At 67.6% G+C, this 20,426-nt stretch carries 15 protein-coding genes; 6 read left to right on the top strand and 9 right to left on the bottom strand.

The features are described from left to right. Positions 1–59: 59 nt before the first annotated feature. Positions 60–923, bottom strand: a complete 864-nt coding sequence (locus tag BLQ74_RS05565) for a DMT family transporter (RefSeq protein ID WP_090261546.1) — start codon at positions 921–923, stop codon at positions 60–62. Positions 924–1,046: 123 nt separating this feature from the next. Between BLQ74_RS05565 and BLQ74_RS05560 the strand changes: the two genes are divergently transcribed. Beyond that, a complete protein-coding gene (locus tag BLQ74_RS05560; protein WP_090261545.1) occupies positions 1,047–2,423 on the top strand; it encodes an aminotransferase-like domain-containing protein in 1,377 nt (458 codons plus the stop codon). A 25-nt stretch (positions 2,424–2,448) separates the two neighbouring features. Here BLQ74_RS05560 and BLQ74_RS05555 read toward each other — a convergent pair whose 3' ends face one another. Next, the gene (locus BLQ74_RS05555; RefSeq protein ID WP_090261544.1) at positions 2,449–3,324 is read right to left on the bottom strand and encodes a helix-turn-helix domain-containing protein; all 876 of its coding nucleotides are present in this window, start codon (positions 3,322–3,324) and stop codon (positions 2,449–2,451) included. Between the two features lie 136 nt (positions 3,325–3,460). Between BLQ74_RS05555 and BLQ74_RS05550 the strand changes: the two genes are divergently transcribed. Then, the gene (locus tag BLQ74_RS05550) at positions 3,461–4,366 is read left to right on the top strand and encodes a DMT family transporter (protein ID WP_090261543.1); all 906 of its coding nucleotides are present in this window, start codon (positions 3,461–3,463) and stop codon (positions 4,364–4,366) included. Here BLQ74_RS05550 and BLQ74_RS05545 read toward each other — a convergent pair. Both BLQ74_RS05545 and BLQ74_RS05540 read right to left on the bottom strand, forming a co-directional pair. Further along, positions 4,341–5,315, bottom strand: a complete 975-nt coding sequence (locus BLQ74_RS05545) for a 2-hydroxyacid dehydrogenase (RefSeq protein WP_090261542.1) — start codon at positions 5,313–5,315, stop codon at positions 4,341–4,343. The genes BLQ74_RS05550 and BLQ74_RS05545 overlap by 26 nt on opposite strands. A gap of 99 nt (positions 5,316–5,414) precedes the next feature. Next, the gene (locus BLQ74_RS05540) at positions 5,415–6,359 is read right to left on the bottom strand and encodes a LysR family transcriptional regulator (protein WP_090261541.1); all 945 of its coding nucleotides are present in this window, start codon (positions 6,357–6,359) and stop codon (positions 5,415–5,417) included. A 196-nt stretch (positions 6,360–6,555) separates the two neighbouring features. Here BLQ74_RS05540 and BLQ74_RS05535 point away from each other — a divergent pair, with 196 nt between their 5' ends. Genes BLQ74_RS05535 through BLQ74_RS05520 form a run of 4 tightly spaced genes read left to right on the top strand, consistent with a single transcriptional unit; the run spans position 6,556 to position 11,370 of the window. Then, positions 6,556–8,064, top strand: a complete 1,509-nt coding sequence (locus BLQ74_RS05535; protein WP_090261540.1) for an efflux transporter outer membrane subunit — start codon at positions 6,556–6,558, stop codon at positions 8,062–8,064. Position 8,065: 1 nt separating this feature from the next. Then, positions 8,066–10,246: an FUSC family protein gene (locus BLQ74_RS05530; protein ID WP_090261539.1), complete on the top strand. Its 2,181-nt coding sequence runs from the start codon at positions 8,066–8,068 to the stop codon at positions 10,244–10,246. A gap of 4 nt (positions 10,247–10,250) precedes the next feature. Further along, a complete protein-coding gene (locus BLQ74_RS05525) occupies positions 10,251–10,451 on the top strand; it encodes a DUF1656 domain-containing protein (protein WP_090261984.1) in 201 nt (66 codons plus the stop codon). A 13-nt stretch (positions 10,452–10,464) separates the two neighbouring features. Next, entirely contained in the window at positions 10,465–11,370 is a 906-nt protein-coding gene (locus BLQ74_RS05520; RefSeq protein ID WP_090261538.1) for an efflux RND transporter periplasmic adaptor subunit, read from the top strand. 222 nt (positions 11,371–11,592) lie between these two features. Here BLQ74_RS05520 and BLQ74_RS05515 read toward each other — a convergent pair whose 3' ends face one another. The 5 genes from BLQ74_RS05515 to BLQ74_RS05495 all read right to left on the bottom strand — a co-directional run bounded on the left by BLQ74_RS05515 (position 11,593) and on the right by BLQ74_RS05495 (position 20,409). After that, positions 11,593–12,480, bottom strand: a complete 888-nt coding sequence (locus BLQ74_RS05515; RefSeq protein ID WP_090261537.1) for a TIGR01459 family HAD-type hydrolase — start codon at positions 12,478–12,480, stop codon at positions 11,593–11,595. An 80-nt stretch (positions 12,481–12,560) separates the two neighbouring features. Continuing rightward, positions 12,561–12,950, bottom strand: a complete 390-nt coding sequence (locus BLQ74_RS05510) for a hypothetical protein (RefSeq protein WP_090261536.1) — start codon at positions 12,948–12,950, stop codon at positions 12,561–12,563. Positions 12,951–12,964: 14 nt separating this feature from the next. Next, positions 12,965–13,795, bottom strand: coding sequence for an SDR family oxidoreductase (locus BLQ74_RS05505; protein ID WP_090261535.1), 831 nt, complete (start codon positions 13,793–13,795; stop codon positions 12,965–12,967). 69 nt (positions 13,796–13,864) lie between these two features. Continuing rightward, a complete protein-coding gene (locus BLQ74_RS05500; protein WP_090261534.1) occupies positions 13,865–14,329 on the bottom strand; it encodes a multidrug transporter in 465 nt (154 codons plus the stop codon). A gap of 194 nt (positions 14,330–14,523) precedes the next feature. Further along, complete coding sequence (locus BLQ74_RS05495) at positions 14,524–20,409, bottom strand: peroxidase family protein (protein ID WP_090261533.1); 5,886 nt, start codon at positions 20,407–20,409, stop codon at positions 14,524–14,526. Positions 20,410–20,426: the final 17 nt, after the last annotated feature.

Genomic DNA, 20,426 nt, shown 5'->3' with positions numbered 1-20,426 from the left:
AATCCCCGCCGCCGCTGCGCCCGGCGGCGGATGCCGAGGCCCGCCCGAGGCGCTCGCGTTCAGCGGGCGAAGCGCCGCGCCGCGGCCACGCAGAGCAGCACCGCGGCGGCGACGCCGGCCATCAGCGGGCTGATCTGCTCGTGCAGCAGCAACCCGGCCAGGGCCAGGCCGAAGAAGGGTTGCAGCAGTTGCAACTGACCGACCGCGGCGATGCCGCCACGGGCCAGGCCGTGGTACCAGAAGAAAAAGCCGATGAGCATGCTGAACAGCGACACATAGCCCAGGCTCAGCCAGGCCGGCCAGGTCGCCGTGGTCAGGTTGTCCGGCCAGGTCCACAGGGTCAGCGGCAGCATCAGGGGCAGCGCCAGCACCAGCACCCAGCAGATCACCTGCCAACTGCCCAGGCGCCGCGACAGGCGTGCGCCCTCGGCGTAGCCCAGGCCGCAGGCGAGGATGGCGGCGAGCATCAACAGGTCGCCGAGGAGGCTGGCGCCGCCGCCCTGGGTCAGCGCATAGCCGGCGACCACTGCGCTGCCGAGCACGGAGAACAGCCAGAACGCCGGGCGTGGCCGCTCGCCGGCACGCAGCACGGCGAACAGCGCGGTCGCCAGCGGCAGCAGGCCGACGAACACGATGGCATGCGCCGAGCTGACATGGCGCAGGGCGAGGGCGGTCAGCAACGGGAAGCCGATCACCACGCCGAGGGCCACCACCAGCAGCGCCGGCAGGTCATGTCGCTGCGGCCGCTGCTGGCGCAGCGCGAGCAGGATGAGCGCCGCCAGCAGCCCGGCGATGCTGGCCCGGGCCAGGGTCAGGAAGGTCGGCTCGAAGGTGCCCACCGCCACCCGTGTGGCTGGCAGCGAACCACTGAAGATGAGGATGCCGAGAAAGCCGCTGAACCAGCCGCCGAGGGTGCCATTCATGGGGGTATCGCCACAGGGGAGGGGAGCCACGATGGTGCGCGGCGACGCGGCGCTCGACCAGTGACAGAACAGTACAATTCGATGAAACTGTCCTGACTTTTCATCAGTACAGTCGAGGCGGCCATGAGCCTGACCCTTGTCGACAGCGTGATCCACCAGGTCCGCGAGCGCCTGGCTGCGCGCAGCCTGGTGCCCGGCGAGCGGCTGCCGTCGATCCGCGCCCTGTCCGCTCACCTGGGGGTGTCCAAGAGCACCGTGGTGGAGGCCTACGAACGCCTTGCCGCCGAGGGTGTGATCGCCGCCCGGCGGGGCTCCGGCTTCTACGTCTGCGGCCACCTGCCGCCGCTGTCGCTGGCTGAAATCGGCCCGGCGCTGGATCGCAGCATCGATCCGCTGTGGATATCCCGGCAGGCGCTGGAAGCCGCCGAGGATTCGCTCAAGCCCGGTTGTGGCTGGCTGCCGCAAAGCTGGTTGCCGGAAGACGAATTGCGCCGCGCCCTGCGCCAACTGGCCCGCGAACCACGCGCGAGCCTGCTGGAGTACGGCCGCCCATACGGCCATCAGGGCCTGCGCGAGCAACTGTCGCGGCGCCTGGCCGAGCATGGCGTGCAGGCCGGCGTGCAGCAGATCGTCCTCACCGACGGCGGCACCCACGCCATCGACCTGGTCTGCCGCTTCCTCCTCGAACCCGGCGACGAGGTGCTGGTGGATGATCCCGGTTACTTCAACTTCCAGGCCCTGTTGCGCGCCCACCGCGCCGTGGCCATCGGCGTGCCCTACACGCCCAACGGGCCGGACGTGGAGGCCCTGGCCGGCATCCTGCAGCGCCACCGGCCGCGCCTCTACATCACCAACTCGGCGTTCCACAACCCGACCGGCGCGCAGCTCTCCCCGCTCGTCGCCCATCGCCTGCTGAAACTTGCCGAGGCCCACGACCTGCTGATCGTCGAAGACGACATCTTCGCCGACTTCGAGCATGAACAGGCGCCGCGCCTGGCGGCCTTCGATGGCCTGGCGCGGGTAATCCAGGTCGGCAGTTTCTCCAAGACCCTGTCCGCCTCGCTGCGCTGCGGCTATATCGCGACGCGCGCCGACTGGTGCGAGCAACTGGTCGATCTCAAGCTGGCCACCTCCTTCGGCAACAGCCCGTTCAACGCCGAATTGCTGCACCAACTGCTGCTCAAGGGCGGTTACCGCCGCCACCTCGACAGCCTGCGCGCGCGCCTGGCCGAGGCCATGGGCGAGACCCTGACGCGTCTGCGCCGGCTGGGCCTGCAACCCTGGCTGGAACCGCGCGGCGGGGTGTTCGTCTGGGCGCGCCTGCCGGGCGGCCTGGAGGCGGCGACGGTCTCCCGCGCGGCGCTGGCCGAGGGCATGGTGCTGGCGCCGGGGAATGTCTTCAGCCTCGGGCAGACGGCGCCGGACTTCCTGCGCTTCAACGTCGCCCAGTGCCAGTCGCCCAAAGTCTTCGAGATTCTCGCGCGCAGCATGTCTGCCTGAGTCGGCGGGCGAACGCTGCGCTCGGCTAGTCGCGGAAGGCCGCGCGGTACGCGCCTGGCGTGCCGCCCAGGGCGGCGCGGAAGCGGTTGGCGAAGTGACTGGCGCTGGAGAAACCGCAGGCCAGGGCGATCTCGCCGAGGGGCAGGTGGCTGCCGCGCAGCAGCTGGCAGGCCTGTTCCAGGCGTCGGGCCAGCAGGTACTGGTGCGGCGGCATGCCGAAGCTGGAACGGAACATCCGCGCGAAGTGGTATTCGGAGAGCGCCGCCAGGGCCGCCAGCTCGCCGAGGGCGAGGGGCTCGGCGAGGTGCTGGTCGATGTACTCCTGGACGCGCCGGCGCAGGGCCGGTGCCAGGCCACCCTTGAGCCTGAGGCCGTCGCGCCGGCCGACCTGGGTGAGCAGGGCGTGGTCGATCATCGCGTGGGCCAGGCTGCTGGTCAGCAGGCGTTCCGCCGGTTCGCTCCAGTCCATCCGCACCAGGCGGCGGAAGCGCGCGGCCTGCTGCGGGTCGTCGAGGAAGGTGCTCTCGCGCAGTTGCAGCTCGCGTGGCTCGCGGTCGAGCAATTGGACGCAGCCGAGGGCGAAGCGCTCCGGGCTGAAGTAGAGGTGCGCCAGGCGGATGTCGCCGTTGACGATCCAGGCGGACTCCTGGTCGGCCGGCATGATGCACAGCTTGTCCGGCGCGCCCGTGGCGCCGGGAGCGCCGCGGCGGAAGGTGCCGGTGCCGCCGTCGAGGTAGCAGGACAGCGTGTGGTGGTTCGGCGACAGGTAGTCGCGGGCGTCGTGGTGATTGCTCCAGATCGCCGCGGACAACCCGTCGCCCAGCTCGGCGCAACGCTCCAGGCGGGCGTTCGGCGAGCTGTTCATCGACTGGAAGACCTGTAGGTGCTGAATGGCAGACATGGGCGACTCCTGACAGTCACCACTCTACCCGCGCGCGCGAAGCTTGCCAGCCCGCAGGTCGCAATAAGCGCAAGAATCTGCAAGCGGCGGCGCGGCGGCGGCGGGAAACTGCCCGGCAGTCGACCGGAGATCGCCGATGAACCTCTCGCTCTACCTGCTCACCGTCCTTATCTGGGGCACCACCTGGGTCGCCATCAAGCTGCAAATGGGCGCGGTGGCCATCCCGCTGTCCATTGCCTACCGCTTCAGCCTGGCGGCGCTGGTGCTGTTCGCCATTCTCCTGCTCTCGCGACGCCTGCAAGCGCTCGGCCGGCGCGGCCAACTGATCTGCCTGGCCCAGGGGCTGTGCCTGTTCTGCGTCAACTTCATCTGCTTCTACACCGCCAGCCAGTGGATCCCCAGCGGCCTGATCGCCGTGGTGTTCTCCACCGCGACCCTGTGGAACGCGCTGAACGCGCGAGTGTTCTTCGGCCAGCGGATCGCCGCCAACGTGCTCGGCGGCGGCGCTCTCGGTCTGCTCGGCCTGGCCCTGCTGTTCTGGCCGCAACTGGTCGGCCACACGGCCAGCCGGGAAACCCTCTATGGCCTCGGCCTGGCCTTGCTCGGCACCCTGTGTTTCTCCGCCGGCAACCTGCTCTCCAGCCTGCAGCAGAAGGCTGGCCTGCGGCCGCTGAGCACCAACGCCTGGGGCATGCTCTACGGCTCGCTGATCCTGTTGACGATCTGCCTGGTGCAGGGCGTGCCGCTGAGCTTCGATGCCAGCCCGCGCTACATCGGTTCGCTGCTCTACCTGGCGATCCCCGGCTCGGTGATCGGCTTCACCGCCTACCTGACCCTGGTCGGGCGCATGGGCCCGGAACGCGCGGCCTACTGCACGGTGCTGTTCCCGGTGGTGGCGCTGAACATCTCGGCCTTCGCCGAGGGCTACCGCTGGAGCCTGCCGGCCCTGGCCGGGCTGGGCCTGGTGATGGCCGGCAACGTCCTGGTGTTCCGCAAGCCGCGGCCGGCCTTGCGCCCTACGCCTTCCACACCTGCGGGTTGACCAGGTTGCGCGGGCGTTCGCCGCGCAAGGCCGCTTCGAAGTTGTCCAGCGCGCATTCGGCCATGGCGCGGCGGGTTTCGTGGGTGGCCGAGCCGATATGCGGCAGGGTCACGGCGTTGGGCAGGGCGAACAGCGGCGATTCGGCCAGCGGCTCCTTCTCGTAGACGTCCAGGCCGGCGGCGAGGATGCGCTTGTTCTGCAGTGCCTCGACCAGCGCGGCTTCGTCCACCACCTGGCCACGGGCGATGTTGACCAGGATGGCGCTGGGCTTCATCAGTGCCAGTTCACGCGTGCCGATCAGTTTGCGCGTGGCCTCGGACAGCGGCACCACCACGCAGACGAAATCAGCCTCGCCGAGCAGTTCGTCGAAGCCGCAGAAGCGTGCGCCCAGTTCCTGCTCCAGCTCCACCTTGCGGCTGTTGCCGTGGTAGAGCACGTCCATGTTGAAGCCGAAGCGGCCGCGCCGGGCGATGGCCGCGCCGATGCGGCCGAGGCCGAGAATGCCGAGCTTCTTGCCGTGCACGTCGACACCGAAGTGGGGCGCGTCGATGGTGCGCTTCCACTGCCCGGCCTTGGTCCAGGCATCCAGCTCGGCGACGCGGCGGGCGGCGCTCATGATCAGGGCGAAAGCGAGGTCGGCGGTGGTCTCGGTGAGCACGTCGGGGGTGTTGGTCAGCGGGATGCCACGGGCGTTGAGGTAGGCCAGGTCGTAGTTGTCGTAGCCCACCGAGACACTGGAAATCACCTCCAGCTGGCCCGCTTGCGCGAGTTGCTTCTCACCCAGCGGGCGGCCCACGCCGATCATGCCGTGGGCCTGCGGCAGGGCGGCGGCGAACTGCGCGTCGATATCGCCCTGCTTGGGGTCAAGCACGCTGACATTGAAGTTGGCGCGCAGGCGCTCGAGGTGTTCCGGAGCCAGGCGGCTGAAGACGAAAACGTTCTTTTTCATGGCGTTGCGTCGGCAAGGGAGGGGAAGGAGGCAGAGCCTAGCATCCCCGGCGCCGCCATGGGTGAGGCGCCGGGGCGCGGTGGGCGATTATCGCTCGGCTCAGCGCGGGCGCACCTGGGCGCCGCCGACTTCCGCCTCATCGGCGGAGAGGATGCCCGGCAGGGTTTCGCGCAGGTAGGCCACCCAGGTCTTGATCTTGGCGTCCAGGTACTGCCGCGACGGATACAGCGCGTAGACGTTCAGCCATTGCAGGCGGTAATGCGGCAGCACCCGCACCAGGCTGCCGTCGCGCAGCGCTTCGATGGCCGAATAGGCCGGCAGCGCGCCGATGCCCATGCCCGAGCGGATCGCCTCGGTCATGGCGTCGCCGACGTTGACCTGGAACGGCGAGGGGCCGAGGGTGACCATTTCCTGGCCGTTGGGGCCGTCGAACAGCCACTTGTCCAGGGACATCACCGGGCTGAGCAGGCGCAGGCAGTCGTGCTCGATCAGCTCGGCCGGGGTGCGCGGCAGGCCGCGCGCCTCGATGTAGGCCGGCGAGGCGCAGAGGATGCTGTAGGTCTCGCCGATGCGTTGCGACACCAGGCCGGAGTCGGGCAGTTCGGGAGCGACCACGATGGCCACGTCGAAGCCCTCGTCGAGCAGGTCCGGCACGCGGTTGGCCAGGGTCATCTCGAAGCTGACTTCCGGGAACTGCTTGCGGTAGCCGGCGATGGCGCGGATCACGTAATGCATGCCGATGCCGGTCATCGAGTGCACGCGCAGGCGCCCGGCGGGGCGGGCGTGGGCGTCGCCGGCCTCGGCCTCGGCTTCTTCGACGTAGGCGAGAATCTGCTCGCAGCGCAGCAGGTAACGCTGGCCGGCTTCGGTCAGGGCGATGCGTCGGGTGGTGCGGTTGAGCAGCCGGGCGCGCAGGTGGGTTTCCAGATTGGCCACGGCCCGCGAGACATAGGCGGTGGTCGTGCCCAATTGCAGCGCCGCGGCGGTGAAACTGCCGGTTTCGGCGACGCAGGCGAAGGCGCGCATGGTTTGCAAAGTATCCATTCAGAGCCCCGGATCAGTAGGGAGACAGATTGTCACATGAGACCATCGGCAGCATTGTTTCATTACCGGTAATAAATAATCACATTTTCGCCGTCTTATCCGTTGCCTCCCGGCTCCCTAGAATTCAGCCGTCCGAATTGTTCTCTCGGCATCTTCTAAGCTGAATACCAGGCTAACCCCTCCAGGACTCCCAACCGTGTCGCGTCACCTCGTGAAAGGACTGGCGTTCGCCGGCTCCTTTGTCGTTTTCTCAACAATCGCCGGTTGCATCAGTACTCATGGCATTGCCCCTCAGGAACAACGCCTGGGCAATGACCAATTGGCCACCGACGCCGCTATCCAGTCCGCCAACCGCGACGCCAAGTGGCCGTCGGATCAGTGGTGGCGGGCCTATCGCGACCCGCAGTTGAATACCTGGGTACAGACCGCCCTGGACAACAGCCCGACGCTCTCCGAAGCCGAGGCGCGGGTGCGCATCGCGCTGTCCATGGCCGGCGTCGCCGAGTCCGCCGAGTCGCCGCAGGTCAGCGCCGACGCGTCGCTGATGCGGCACAAGTGGCCGGATGACTATTTCTACGGTCCCGGCACCCTGGCCAAGAGCACCACCTGGAACAACAACGCCGCCATCGGCTTCACCTACCCCCTGGATATCTGGGGGCGTGACCGCAGCAATACCGAGCGTTACATGAACGTGGCCTACATGACCGCCGCCGAGGCGCGCATGGCCCAACTGGAGCTGGAGAGCAACATCGTCCGCGCCTACATCCAGCTCTCGCTGCAATACGCCGAGCTGGACATCGCCGAGGCCATGCTGCAACAGCAGGAGCACATCCTCTCCCTGGCCGAGCGGCGCCTGGCCGGCGGCCTGGGGACTCACTTCGAAGTCAGCGAGGCGGAAGTCCCGCTGCCGGAAACCAAGCGCAAGATCGACGCCATCGAAGAGGAGATCGCGCTGAGTCGCAACCAGATCGCCGCGCTGGCCGGCAAGGGACCGGGCGCCGGCGCTTCGATCAAGCGTCCGAGCCTGACCCTGACCGCTCACCCCGGACTGCCCAGCGCCCTGCCGCTGGAACTGGTCGGCCGCCGTCCCGACGTGGTCGCCAGCCGCTGGAAGGTCGCCGCCCAGGCCAAGGGCGTGGACGTCGCCCGCGCCGAGTTCTACCCCAACGTCGACCTGGTCGCCAGCCTCGGCTACAGCGCCGTCGGCGGCGGCATGCTGGAGTTCCTCACCGGGCAGAAATCCACCTACAGCTTCGGCCCGGCGGTCTCCCTGCCGATCTTCGACGGCGGTCGCCGGCGCTCCCAGCTGGGCCAGGAATCGGCCGGCTACGACGCCGCCGTGGCGCAGTACAACCAGACCCTGGTCAACGCCCTCAAGGGCATCTCCGACCAGCTCATCCGCATGCACTCGATGGAGAAGCAGCAGGAACTGGCCGAGCAATCGGTGGCCGCGGCGCAGAAGACCTACGACATCGCCGCCAAGGGCTACGGCGGCGGTCTGACCGACTACCTCAGCGTGCTGAACGCGCAGACCCGCCTGTTCCAGCAGCAACTGGTCGCCCAGCAGGTCCATGCCGCGCGCCTGGAAACCCACGCCGGCCTGGTGGTCGCCCTCGGCGGTGGCCTGATGGACCCCAAGGACATGCCCAAGGAACGCAAGATGGTCCCGGACAGTGTCCCCGTGCGCCCGCTGAGCGAGCGCTGAGATGGCCGGCAGTCAAGTCCTGAGCCGCCTGCCTCAGCCCGGCGACCTGCGCCGCGCGCTGTTCGAGTGGGCGCGCAGCGACGGCGTCACCTGGGTCTACATCGCCAAGGTGCTGACCGCCGCGCTGCTCACCCTGTGGCTGGCCATGCGCCTGGAACTGCCGCAGCCGAGCACGGCGACCATCACCGTGTTCATCGTCATGCAGCCGCAGAGCGGCCAGGTGTTCGCCAAGAGCTTCTACCGCATCCTCGGCAGCATCATCGGCCTGACCGTGATGGTCGCGCTGATCGCCGTGTTCGCCCAGGAGCGCGTGCTGTTCCTGCTGGTGGTGGCGCTCTGGGTCGGCGCCTGCACCGCCGGCGCCGCGCGCTACCGCGACTTCCGCTCCTACGCCTGCGTGCTGGCCGGCTACACCGCGACCCTGATCGGCCTGCCCGCCACCCTGCACCCGGAAGCCGCCTTCATGTCGGCGGTCTGGCGGGTCCTGGAGATCAGCCTGGGCATCCTCTGCTCCATGCTGGTCAGCGCCGTGGTGCTGCCGCAGACCTCCTCGGCGGCCATGCGCAATGCCCTCTACCAGCGCTTCGGCGCCTTCGCCTGGTACGTTCTCGACAACCTCGGCGGCGGCCAGCGCCAGCGATTCGAAGCGGCCAACGTGAACTTCGTGTCCCAGGCCGTGGGCCTGGAGACCTTGCGCAGCGTCACCGCCTTCGAAGACCCGCACATGCGCATGCGCAGCGGCCGGCTGGCGCGCCTGAACAACGAGTTCATGGTGCTCACCACCCGCTATCACGCACTGCACCAGTTGCTCGAACGCCTGCGCACCCAGGGCGGCGATCGCGTCCTCGCTGCCCTGGAGCCGTGCCTGGACGAACTGCGCGAAATGCTCCTGCCGTGGAAGAGCAAGGCGCTCACCGACGTCGACGCGGCGCTCCTCGCCGAGCAACTGGAGGCGCGCCGCCTGCGCCTGATGCAGCGTATCCGCGACGCCCGCGAGGAATTGCGCGGCAAGGTCCAGGACGTGTCCGAGCGCCTGGACTTCAACACCGGCGCCGAGCTGCTCTACCGCCTGGTCGCCGACCTGCACGACTACGCCCTGACCCATGCCTCCCTCACCGAGCAGCGCCACGAGCGGGAGAACTGGAAGTTCGGTTTCTCGCCCAAGGCCAACCTGGTCGGCGCCCTGGTGTCGGGCACGCGCACGGCGCTCATGGTCCTGCTGTTCGGGGTGTTCTGGATCGAAACCTCCTGGCCCAGCGGCAGCACCTTCGTGCTCAACGCCGCTGCCGTCGCGGCGCTGGTCTCGGCCGCGCCGAACCCGTCGAAGATGGCCACGCAGATGGCCGTGGGCACCTTCTTCGCGGCCATCCTCGGCTTCTTCGAAACCTACTTCGTGTTCCCCCACCTGGATGGCTTCCCGATGCTCTGCCTGGCCGTGGCGCCGGTGTTCGCCTTCGGCGCCTTCCTCTCGCTGCGGCCGGGCTATGCCGGCTACGGCCTGGGCCTGCTGGTGTTCTTCAGCTTCGGCTCCGTTCCGGCGAACATGACGCTCTACGACGCCGGGCGCACACTCAACGAATACCTGGCCCTGGTGCTGTCGCAGAGCGCTGCTGCGGTGATGGCCGCGGTGATCCTGCCGCCGACCAGCGCCTGGCTCTGGCGGCGCCTGGAAAAAGACCTGCGCATGCGCGTGGTGCAGGCCATCAGCGGCAAGAGCGACGGCCTGGTGGCGACCTTCGAGAGCGGCACCCGCGACCTGCTCAACCAGGCCTATGGCGTCGCCGCCGGCCGCCCGGACGTGCAGCGCGGCCTGCTGCGCTGGATGTTCCTGGTGCTGGAAGTCGGCCACGCCATCATCGAACTGCGCAACGAGCAGGATAAACTGCCGCTCGAAGCCTGCTACGCCGAATCCGCGCCCTGGCGCAAGGCGATCCGCAGCATGGGCCGCGCGCTGATCCGTCTGTTCGTCCAGCCCGGCGAGGCCAACCGCGAGCGCGCCCTGGCCGCGGTCGAGTTGGCCATCGCCACCACCAAGGCCACCGAGGAGCCCTGCGCGCCGGACTTCGAGAGTTCGCCGCTGCGGCGCGTGGTCAGCTACCTGCACTTCATTCGCACGACCCTGCTCGACCCGCAATCGCCGTTGCGTGATGCCAGCCAAGGAAAAGCCAGCCATGTTGCTTGAAGACCTGCCACGCGAAGTGGCCTTCCACGGGGTCTACATGCCGACCCTGACCGTCCTGTTCATCGTCGCCGCGCTGATCAGCTGGGCCATCGACCGGATCTTCGCGTCCATCGGCGTGTACCGCTTCACCTGGCATCCGGCCCTGTTCCGCGTGTGCCTGTTCGCCTGCCTGTTCGGCGGCCTGTCCTTGACCGTCTACCGATAAGAGTTTGCCCACCATGACCTTGAAATCCGTCTTCAGCCTGCTGGCGACCCTGATCATCCTGACGGTCGCCGTGATCATCGGCCGCACCCTCTGGGTGAACTACATGGACACCCCCTGGACCCGCGACGGCCGCGTCCGCGCCGAGATCATCAACGTCGCCCCCGACGTCTCCGGCGTGGTGGTCAACGTGCTGGTGCGTGACAACCAGCAGGTGAAGAAAGGCGACCTGCTGATGCAGATCGACCCCGATCACTACCAGATCGCCGTGAAACAGGCCGAAGCCCTGGTCGCCTCGCGCAAGGCCACCCTGCAGATGCGCCTGCTCAACGCCAAGCGCCGCGCCGCCATGGACAACGAAGTGGTCTCCCGCGAGAGCCTCGACGACGCCAGCAACACCGCCGCCGCCGCCGATGCCGACTACCAGCAGGCGCTGGCCGCGCTGGATGCCGCCAAGCTCAACCTGGAACGTACCCAGGTGCGCTCCGCGGTGGACGGCTACATCACCAACCTCAACGTCTACCGCGGCGACTACGCCCGCGCCGGCGAGGCCAAGCTGGCGGTGGTCGACGAGAACTCCTACTGGGTCTACGGCTACTTCGAAGAGACCAAGCTGCCGCACATCGCCGTGGGCGACCCGGCCGAGCTGCAACTGATGAGCGGCGAACGCCTCAAGGGCCATGTGGAAAGCATCGCCCGCGCCATCTACGACCGCGACAACCCGGAAAGCCGCGACCTGGTGGCCGACGTCAACCCGACCTTCAACTGGGTGCGCCTGGCCCAGCGCGTGCCGGTGCGCATCCACATCGACCAGGTGCCGAAGGGCGTGTTGCTGGCCGCCGGCATCACCACCACGGTGATCGTCAACCCGGACAGCAAGAACCCGGTCGGCGAAAAGGGCGCGACAGCCCCGGCACAGTGACCCACAGACGGGAGCTTCGGCTCCCGTTTCCGTTTCCGCGGGGCTGCCAGGCGGCGTGGCGCTGGGGCCCAATCCTCCCGGCGGATAAAGCGTTCCGTTTCAGGCGCCCCCAGCTATGTTCCCTTGCCAGAGCGAGCCATGCCCGCGATGGGTATCGCTTCGCTCCAGGTCATCCCACGGCACGCGTAACCCACTGGCCCTGTGGGGTGTCGCTCGCGGCGTTCAGACCAGGCCGGGAGCGGCGAAGTGCGGGCGTACCGGGTAGCCGTCGAGCAAGGCCTGGACCTTTTCCTCGTCCAGGGCGCCGTTGAAGGGCACGCCCAGGGCCTGGCGGTGGATGCCGGTGGCCGCCAGCCAGAGGGTATCGATGCGCGCCGCCAGGGCGCCGGGCACGTCGGTCACCAGGGAGTCGCCGACGAACAGGATGCGCTGCGCACCGCGCGCTTGCAGTTGCCGCTGGACGATGCGGAAGGGCGCCGGGTCGGGCTTGCCGAACCAGTGCACCTGGCCGCCTTCCTCGGCGAAGGCCTCGGCCAGGCGGCCGGCGCCGAACACCGTCTTGCCGGCGGAGACCACCACGCGGTCCGGGTTGGCACAGAGGAAGGGCTTGTCCAGCGCCTGGCGCAGCGGCGCGAAGCGCGCGTCCAGTTCGTTCTGGGGAAAACTGCCGACGCCGAGGATCAGCGCAGCGCTGTGGATATCCGTGGTGAAGCGCGCGCGGATTTCCGCCGGCCAGGTGTCCAGGGAGTCGCCGACGCCGGCGATGTAGATGCCGCCGCGCTGGAAGTCGGGCTCGTGGTTGAAGGCGTCGATGGCCAGTTGCCCGGAGGTGGTGATGCCGCTGTACAGCGCATGCGGCACGCCGAGACGGGCCAGGGTATCGGCCATTTCCGCGACGCTGCGCGAGGCGTTGCTGAGGAACCACACCGGACGCCCTTCGTTGGCGCGGCGCTGGAGCCAGGCACGGGCGCCGGGAAAGACCTCGGCGCCGTCCATCAGCACGCCCCAGAGGTCGAGCAGGAAACCGTCGTAGTCGGCGCATAGCGCGTCCAGCCCGGCGTGCTCGATGAGGCGGGTATGGGTGACGGCGGAGAAACGGGAAATGGTCATGACGGGCCTGTCGCGTGTTCGAAGAGGGCTACCCTAACCCAGGTTGCTGCCCGCCGCCGCTGCGCGGCGGTGTCGCTCGCTCAGCGTGGCAACCAGCGCTGCATGATCGACGCACGGAACGCCCAGCAGGCCGCCAGCGGGTAGAACAGGTAGTTGAGCAGGTACAGCAGCAAGGCCGCATGGCTGGGCGGGTCGCGCCAGGCCGCCAGGGCCACCAGCGCCAGGTAGAGTAGCGCCAGCCCGCCGGCGTAGCCGCTCAGCAGGCGCCAGCGCTCGCCGCTGCTCGGCAGGCGGCCGACGCGGCGGGCGAACAGCCAAGCCATGGCGAAGCCGATGGCCAACGCCACCAGCAGGTTCACCGGCAGCAGGCTGTAGCGCAGCAGCGCGCGCAGGAGGGTGTTGAGGACGATGGCCAGCAGAATGCCGCCGAGGGCGTAGTAGCGGGTGGCGACGGGAGCCGTGTGCGACATCCTGGTTCTCCGGGTCAGAGTCGGCCGTCGAGGCCGAAGCGCTTCTTCAGTACCTTATCCAGCAATGCGCTGGGCAGCCAGCGCGCCAGCAGGGGCAGGGCGCGGCTGCCGTTGCCGACCCGCAGCAGGCGCGGGCGCGGCTGGCGCTGCACGGCGGCGAGCAACAGGCGCGCCAGTTCGGCGGCCGGGGTGGGGTTGTCCTGGGAGGCGGCGGCGCGCGCCTGGATGAAGCGACGCAGCGGCCACCAGGGCGAGTCTCGATCGACCAGCGAATCCATCGCGCGGCTGGCATTGGCGCCGAACTGCGAGGCGATGGCGCCGGGCTGCACTTCCAGCACCTCGATGGCGAAGGGCGCCAGTTCCAGGCGCAGCGCTTCGTTGAGCGCGTGCAGTGCCGCTTTGGAGGCGCAGTAGGCGCCGGCGAAGGGGGTGACCAGCAGGCCGGACACGCTGCCGATGTTGACCACCAGCCCGCGCCGCGCGCGCAGCAGCGGGAAGAGGGCGCGGGTCAGGCCGACCACGGCGAAGACATTGGTTTCGAACTGGCGGCGCAGGCCCTCGCTGCCGGCGTCCAGCAGCGGCCCCATGGCACCGTAGCCGGCGTTGTTGATCAGCAGGTCGAGGCCGCCGACCTCGCGTTGCAGGCGCTCGGCCAGGCTCGTCACCGCCGCTTCGTCGTTGACGTCCAGGCGCACGCCCTGGAAGCCGGCCCGGTTCAGCTCGGCGACGTCTTCCTCGCGCCGGGCGGTGGCCCAGACGCGGTAGCCGGCGCCCTGGAAGGTCTCGGCCAGGGCGCGGCCGATGCCGCTGGAGCATCCGGTGATCAGGGCGACGGGCTGGGACATGCGGCATTCCTTGGCGGGAGCGGGAGGTGCCTACCCTAGCCGATTGCCCCGGCCGGGCGGAAGCCGCCTTCAGCCGCCGAAATGTCCTTCGATGTGTTCGGCGCGGAATTCCAGGGTGCTGGCGCGGTAACCGGGACGCAGCGTCGGCAGCGGCAGGCAGTCGGCCCAGCTTTCGCCGCCGAGCAGCGCGCCGGGGCCGCTGTAGCGCGGGGTTTCGTAGAGGTTTTCCGCGAGGTCGGCGGTGTCGCCGGGACGGTAGGCGGCGACTTTCCAGTTCAGCTCCAGCAGCGGCGCCTCGCTGCCATTCTTCAGGTCCACGCGCAGCGGCCGGTCGGCCGGACACAAGGTCGGCGCGTAGCGGATGCGCAGTTCGAGGTGTTGCAGCAGGCGTTGCTCCTGGCTGTCCTGCCAGATCGCCAAGGCGATCACCAGCGCCAGCCCCACCAGCGCCGCCGCCGAAACCGGCAGGGCACGCGTCGGGTAGCGCAGCAGCAGGACGACCCAGGTGACGATCAGCAGAAGGCAGAACAGCATGTCGGGTTCCGGAGCCAGGACGCTAACCAGCGTAGCAGGACGTCTGGTCCGGAGGCGTGGGGCGGCCGCAAAAAAATCCCCCTCGACGGTCGGGCGAGGGGGCGTGGCGCCCAGGGCGAGGCGCCGCGACCAGCGGACATTCCCGGCCTGGCCGCACCGGCCTCCCCCGGAGTCGATGCGGGCCAGGGCAAGCCTCAGGCCAGGCCGATGAAGTCGTTGCTGGTCAGTGCGATATGACCCACCAGGTCGATCTGGAAGTCGGCCGCATTGTTGTTGTTGACGTTACCTTCCACATAGGTGTGGTCGACGCCGCCGACATTCACGTAGTGGAACTTCAATTGCGCCTGGTTGTTGAACTCGTTGCCTACGTTGTTCCATTCGCCGAGGAAGGTGAAGTGCTGGACTCCATTGGAGCCAGCGCCGTTGGTGCGGGCATCGATGGCGGAGAGGTCGATGCGGTCGGCGCCCTGGGTGAAGTCATTGATCACGTCGCGCGTGGTTGCACTGGTGCCGCTGTCACCGATAGCCGAGAACACGAAGGTATCCGCGTCCGCGCCGCCGCTGAGACTATCCCGGCCGGCACCGCCGATGAGGGTATCGGCACCGGCACCGCCGTTCAGCGTGTCGTTGCCATCCAGGCCACTGAGGCTGTTGGCATTGCCATCGCCGGTCAGGCTATCGCCGGCCGTGCTGCCGAGCAGGTTCTCGATACCGGCCAGGGTATCGCTGCCGGTCTGGCTGCTGCTGGAGGTGCCGGCGAGCAGGCTGACGGTGGCTGCGGCCGAAGTGCCCGAGAGGTCGTAGGTGTCGCTGTCCGCACCGCCGAAGTAGCTGTCGTTGCCGTCGCCAATGCTGGCGCGCAGGGTGTCGTTGCCGGCACCGCCGTCTATCCAGTCGCCCCCCGCGCCGCCTTGCAGCAGGTTGGCGGCAGCATCGCCCTGCAGATGGTCGGAGGCGGAGCTGCCGGTGATGTTTTCCACCGAGGTCAGGTTGTCGTTGCCGGTCTGCGCGCTGCTGGCCTGCCCTGTGCTCAGGTCGACGGTCGCCGCCGCGCTGGTGGCGGAGAGGTCGTAGGTATCGGTGCCGCTGCCACCGTCGTAGCTGTCGTTGCCGTCATTGATGCCGGCGAGGAAGCTATCGTTGCCGGCGCCGCCGAACAGGCTGTCGTTGCCGCCCAGGCCGTTGAGCTGGTTGTTGCCGTTGTTGCCGGTGATGACGTTGTCCAGGCCGTTGCCGGTGCCATTGATGTTGCCGTTGCCGGTGAGGGTCAGGTTCTCGACGTTGTTGCCCAGCGTGTAGTTGATCGAGGAGAGCACCGTGTCGTTGCCTTCCCCGGTGTTTTCCACCACCGAGTCGCCGTTGCTGTCGACCACGTAGGTGTCGTTGCCCTGGCCGCCGCGCAGGGTGTCGTTGCCGCTGCCGCCGTCGAGCAGGTCGGAGCCCAGGCCGCCGTTGAGCACATCGCTGCCGGCATAGCCGAGGATGATGTCCTGGTAGTCGGTGCCGTTGAGCGGGTTGTTGCTGAAGATGTTGCCTTCGACAAAGCGCCCGACGGCCTCGGTCGGCGCCGAATTGACCTGTTCGACCGTGCCGTTGTTGTCGGTGTAGGTCACCTGCACGCGAAGCTGCTGGCCGTACTGGGTGGACGTCGGTGCGAAGGTCGCCGCGTTGGCGCCGACGATATTGATCCAGGTGGCGCCCACCAGGGCCTGCCACTGATAGGCGAAGCCGCTCGGGGCGGGCAGCCCGTCGGCGTCCTGAATACCGCTGATATTCGCGCTCAACCGATACTGTGTCGGAACCGGTCGGCTCGGCGTGCTCGGCGCGGTGGCATAGCCGCTCACCACGATATTGCCGGTGGGCAGGCTGTTGTTGACGTTGAGGTTGACGGTGCGGTCGGCGAAGCGGACCTTCTCGACGCCGATCAGGATGTCGGTACCGTCCAGGTTGGCCGCGCCGACGCGATTGTCGATGATCTTGAAGCCGGTGATCGCATTGTCGACGAACTTGACGATGCTGTAGTCGGCCAGGTTACCGCTGTACACCGCCACGTCCGCCGCGCCGTCGGAGGTGCCCGGCGCGGTATGGTTGTCGCCGAGGACGAATCCCGGGCGGGCCGCCTGCAGACCGTTGAAGTGCTGGGCGAAGCCCTGGCTGGCGAGCAGGTGGTTGAGGTCGGCCAGGCGGATCGAGTCGCCGACGATCACGTCGTTGCCAGCGTTGCCCTGGGACACGTCGTCGCCGCTACCACCGATCAGCCAGTTTTCCGCGGCGTTGCCGATCAGCCCGGCGCTGGGTTTGCCCGGGTCGGCACTGTTCGCCCGGCTGTCGCCGAAGCGCGAGCCGATCAGGCCTTCGATGTCGGTGAGCAGGGCATTGAACGGCTGGAACAGCACATTGGTGCCGGGCGCTGCCACCACGTTCTGGTTGTTCAGGTCGGCGGCTGCGTCGAGGGCGATGTTGACGTCGCTGAAGGCGGCAATGTCGAAGCCGACGTCACCGATCGCTTCGTCACCGTCACCTTGGCCGGGGGCTCCACCGAGACCGGGGAGCAGGATGTCGTCGCCTTCGCCGCCGAACTCCTGGTCGCCGGTCGAACCGCCGGAAATGATGTCGTCGCCATCTTCGCCGAAGAGAATGTCCGGCCCATCGCCGCCGTAGATTTCGTCGCTGCCATCGCCGCCATGGACCAGGTCGGTGTCGCCACCGGCGTCGATGAAATCGTTGCCGGCGCCGCCGTACAGCTCGTCGATCCCCGCTTCGCCGTAGAGGTGATCGTTGCCGTTGCCGCCGATCACGATGTCGATGGCACCGGCGCTGGTGCCGGCGTAGATGATGTCATCGCCTTCGCCGCCATCGAGGAAGTCGTCGATATCGCCGCCGTAGATGATGTCGTTGCCCAGGCCGCCGTAGATGTGATCGGCGCCGGCCTTGCCGTCGAGGATATCGTCGCCGCCCTCGCCGTAAATGGTGTCGTCGCCGTCGCCGGCGTCGATCCAGTCGTTGTAGTCGCTGCCGGCGAGCACCTCGTGGGAGTTGTAGCCGACCGAAGGCGTGCCATCGGGATTCAGGCCTGCGTCCGGGCGGTAATCGCGGATATAGGTGGTGGTCGCGCCGGTTTCCGGGTTGACCAGGTTCACCAGCATGCCGTTGCCACCGATGCCGCCGCCACCGCCGGTGGAGTAGACGCCGACGTGGTTGGCATCGATCAGGTTGCCGTACTTGTGTTCGGATTTGTAGGCGGTGGCATCGGCGGGTTTTTCGCTCAACTCGATATGGCTGTCGGCGTAGGCGAACACGTCGCCGGCCAGGTGCCGGGCATCGGTGGTGCGTTCGATGATGTCCTTGAACTGCTCGGTGACCACCTGCTCGTTGAGGTTGGTCATCGCCGGCAGGCCGAGGTCGAGGCGGAACAGGTAGTAGAAGCGGTCGCCATCCATCAGCCGCTCCATCTGGTCCTCGAAGATGGCGTTGAAGGTGGTGCCCAACTGGCCGGTGTAGACGTGCTTCTCGGCCAGCCCGCCGATCCACAGGTCGATGTTGTTGAAGCCGTCGTAGCCGGCGATGTGGTTGCCGTTGGCATCGGCGCCTCCCGAGAGGAAGAGCGCCGCCTGCTCGGCAGTCACCTGGTAGGTGACGCCGCCGTTCACGTAGCTCTTGGCCAAGCCGGTCTTGTCGGCATCGATGATCGCCTGGGCGTGGGCCACATCGCCATCGAAGGAGTAGGCGGCGATGAAGTTCACCAGTGACTCGGGGTGGATCATGTTGTTGGCGAAGTCGCTCCAGCTGGTATAGGGCGTCAGCGCATCGACGATCAGGTTGGTGTGGTGCAGCGAGCCGCCCGGCTGGGCGCGCTCGGCGATCAGCGCATCATGGATCTGCTGGCGTGCCTGGTTCAGCGTCGGCAGACCGAGGTCGCGGCCGCGCGCCAGGTTGATGGTCGCCAGGTCGAGTGGCTGGCCGAGCAGACCTTGCTGCAGGGCCGGAGTGACGAACTCGTCGATCTCGTTGCTGACCTGCCGGGTCATGCCCAGGGCAATGGCGGTCGGCCCAACCTTGGCGAAGCCGGCGGGGTTGAGGAAGGCCTTCTCCAGTGCGTAATGGGTGATGGCGCCGGTCAGGTCGTAACTGCCGCTGGCGCTTTTCTCCAGCGCGTCGATGGTTTCGCGCAACTGCGAGTGGCCGAAGCGGAAGGCCGCTTCACCGTACTCCAGGGAAATGTTGGCGTTGATCCCCGAGTCATAGGTGACGAACTCTGGCAGGTCCGGGGTGATCAGCCGCGCGTACTGGTCGATGGCGACGTGCTGGTATTCCATCTCGACCGCCAGTTTCGCTGCGTAGAACAGTTTGTCCTGGTCCCAGGAAATCGCCCCGCCTTGCGCGACCAGGTAATTGCCGTCGTTGTCATGCCAGAAGCCGCCATTGCCATCGGAGACGCCCACCTGCCACTTGTGCGCGATGTCGGCATTATTCTGCGCGAGGATTTCCGCCTGCAGGTTGATCAACTGGACGTTGTGGTCTTCGTGGAAGACGTGGTGGATCGCGGTCAGGCCGAAGTTCTCGTTGACCCGGCCGTCACCGGCGATGTAGTGGTCGCCGACCGATTCCAGCAGCAACTCGTTGGCCACTCTGTACTCGACGGTGCCAGGCGCGGCCTTGATCGTGAAGTTGGAGAAGTCCACCAGATCGAACAGGGTTTTCACCGAGCTGTCCTGATAGGTGATGGTCATGCCGAAAGGATTCTGGGCGTTGAAGGTGATCGCCTGGATATTGCCGTCCAGGGCCATCAGCTTGGCCTGGTCGATATGCGCATCGTCGAAGTGCGGGTTCATGTCGAGCAGGATGGCTTCGTGGGTGTAGACCGCCTGGATGCCGTCGGCGCTGTTGCCATTGGCATCCAGTACATGGCCGGAGGCGTCGCGCACGCGGAAGTCGGCGATGTCGTCCCAGGTCAGGTCGTCGCGGCCGGTGGCGAGGACGTGGGCACGCAGCTCGCTCAGGGTCGGCAAGGTGCGGTGGGTGAGTTCGCCATTGAGTGTCCAGGCTGCCGCGTCGCTCAGGGTGTTGCCATCGAACAGTTCGGCACCCGCGCGGAAGTGCCCGGGGTTGTTCGGGTCTTCCACCCATTTGCGCAGCAACTGGGTGACTGCGTCATTCGAGCCATAGGTCTGGTTCTGGTCGATGTAGGGGGAATCCAGGTTGACGTACTGGGCCTGCCCTTGGGCGTCGGTGCCGGCGACGCTGGCGCGGTGCACCTTGATCGAGTACACCGGCTGGCCGTCCGCGCCGATGGCGCCGTAGAGCGGGTCGTCTGGCGACAGCGGAATGGTGATGGTGGCGTTCTGGTTGGGCTTGTCGATGAAGTCCAGGCCGTGATCGAAGAATTGCCCGAAGAGGGTGAACCAGCCGGTGGTCGAGGGGTCGCCGGCGACGGTGTTCTGGTTACGGATGAAGTACTGGCCGGAGCCGGGGGCTGAGGTGTCTGCTTCGCCGAGGTCCTTGAGCAGGCCCGGATCGCTGACGATGGCAATGCCGTCGGCGGTGTGTTGGATGTGGCCCTGGGCGTCCTTGGCGAAGGTCACGCCGCCGCTCACGACGGTCTGGCTGATCATGCGCGGCGTGTAGTCGACCAGCGATGCGCTCGGGTCGCTGTACAGGCTGCTGTTGTCTGCCTGCGGAGTCGCCCCAGCCGGCACGCCCAGTCCGCTCAGCGCGTGATTGCTCAGGTTCTGATGCACGTAGTGCGCGTAGTCGGCGTGGCTCAGGCGGATGAAGGTCTGGCCGAAACTGCCCCAGGCCTGGCCATCCTGGGTGAGATTGTTGAAGGCCCCGGAGACGTTACGCAGGCCGATGGGGTCGCGGGCGCCGTTGTACCAGGTCGACTCGCCGACGGGAATGCTCAGCGGGTCGAAACTGCCCATCACGCCGAGCATGTGAATCACGCCATCCGAACCGCTGTAACCGTAGAGGGCATCGCCATTGGCGTTGTAGCCGATCACCCGGATAGTCGGGAATTCAACCTGCTGCTGGAGGAACAAAATATCTTTCTGGTTGAGGGTGAAGGCTTTCAATTCGTACATGATAATCTCCAGGTGTC

The sequence above is a fragment of the Pseudomonas panipatensis genome (assembly GCF_900099785.1).
Lineage (GTDB): Bacteria > Pseudomonadota > Gammaproteobacteria > Pseudomonadales > Pseudomonadaceae > Pseudomonas > Pseudomonas panipatensis.
The sequence above is the reverse complement of the archived record's forward strand: the minus strand, read 5'-3'. Positions and strand labels throughout refer to the sequence as shown.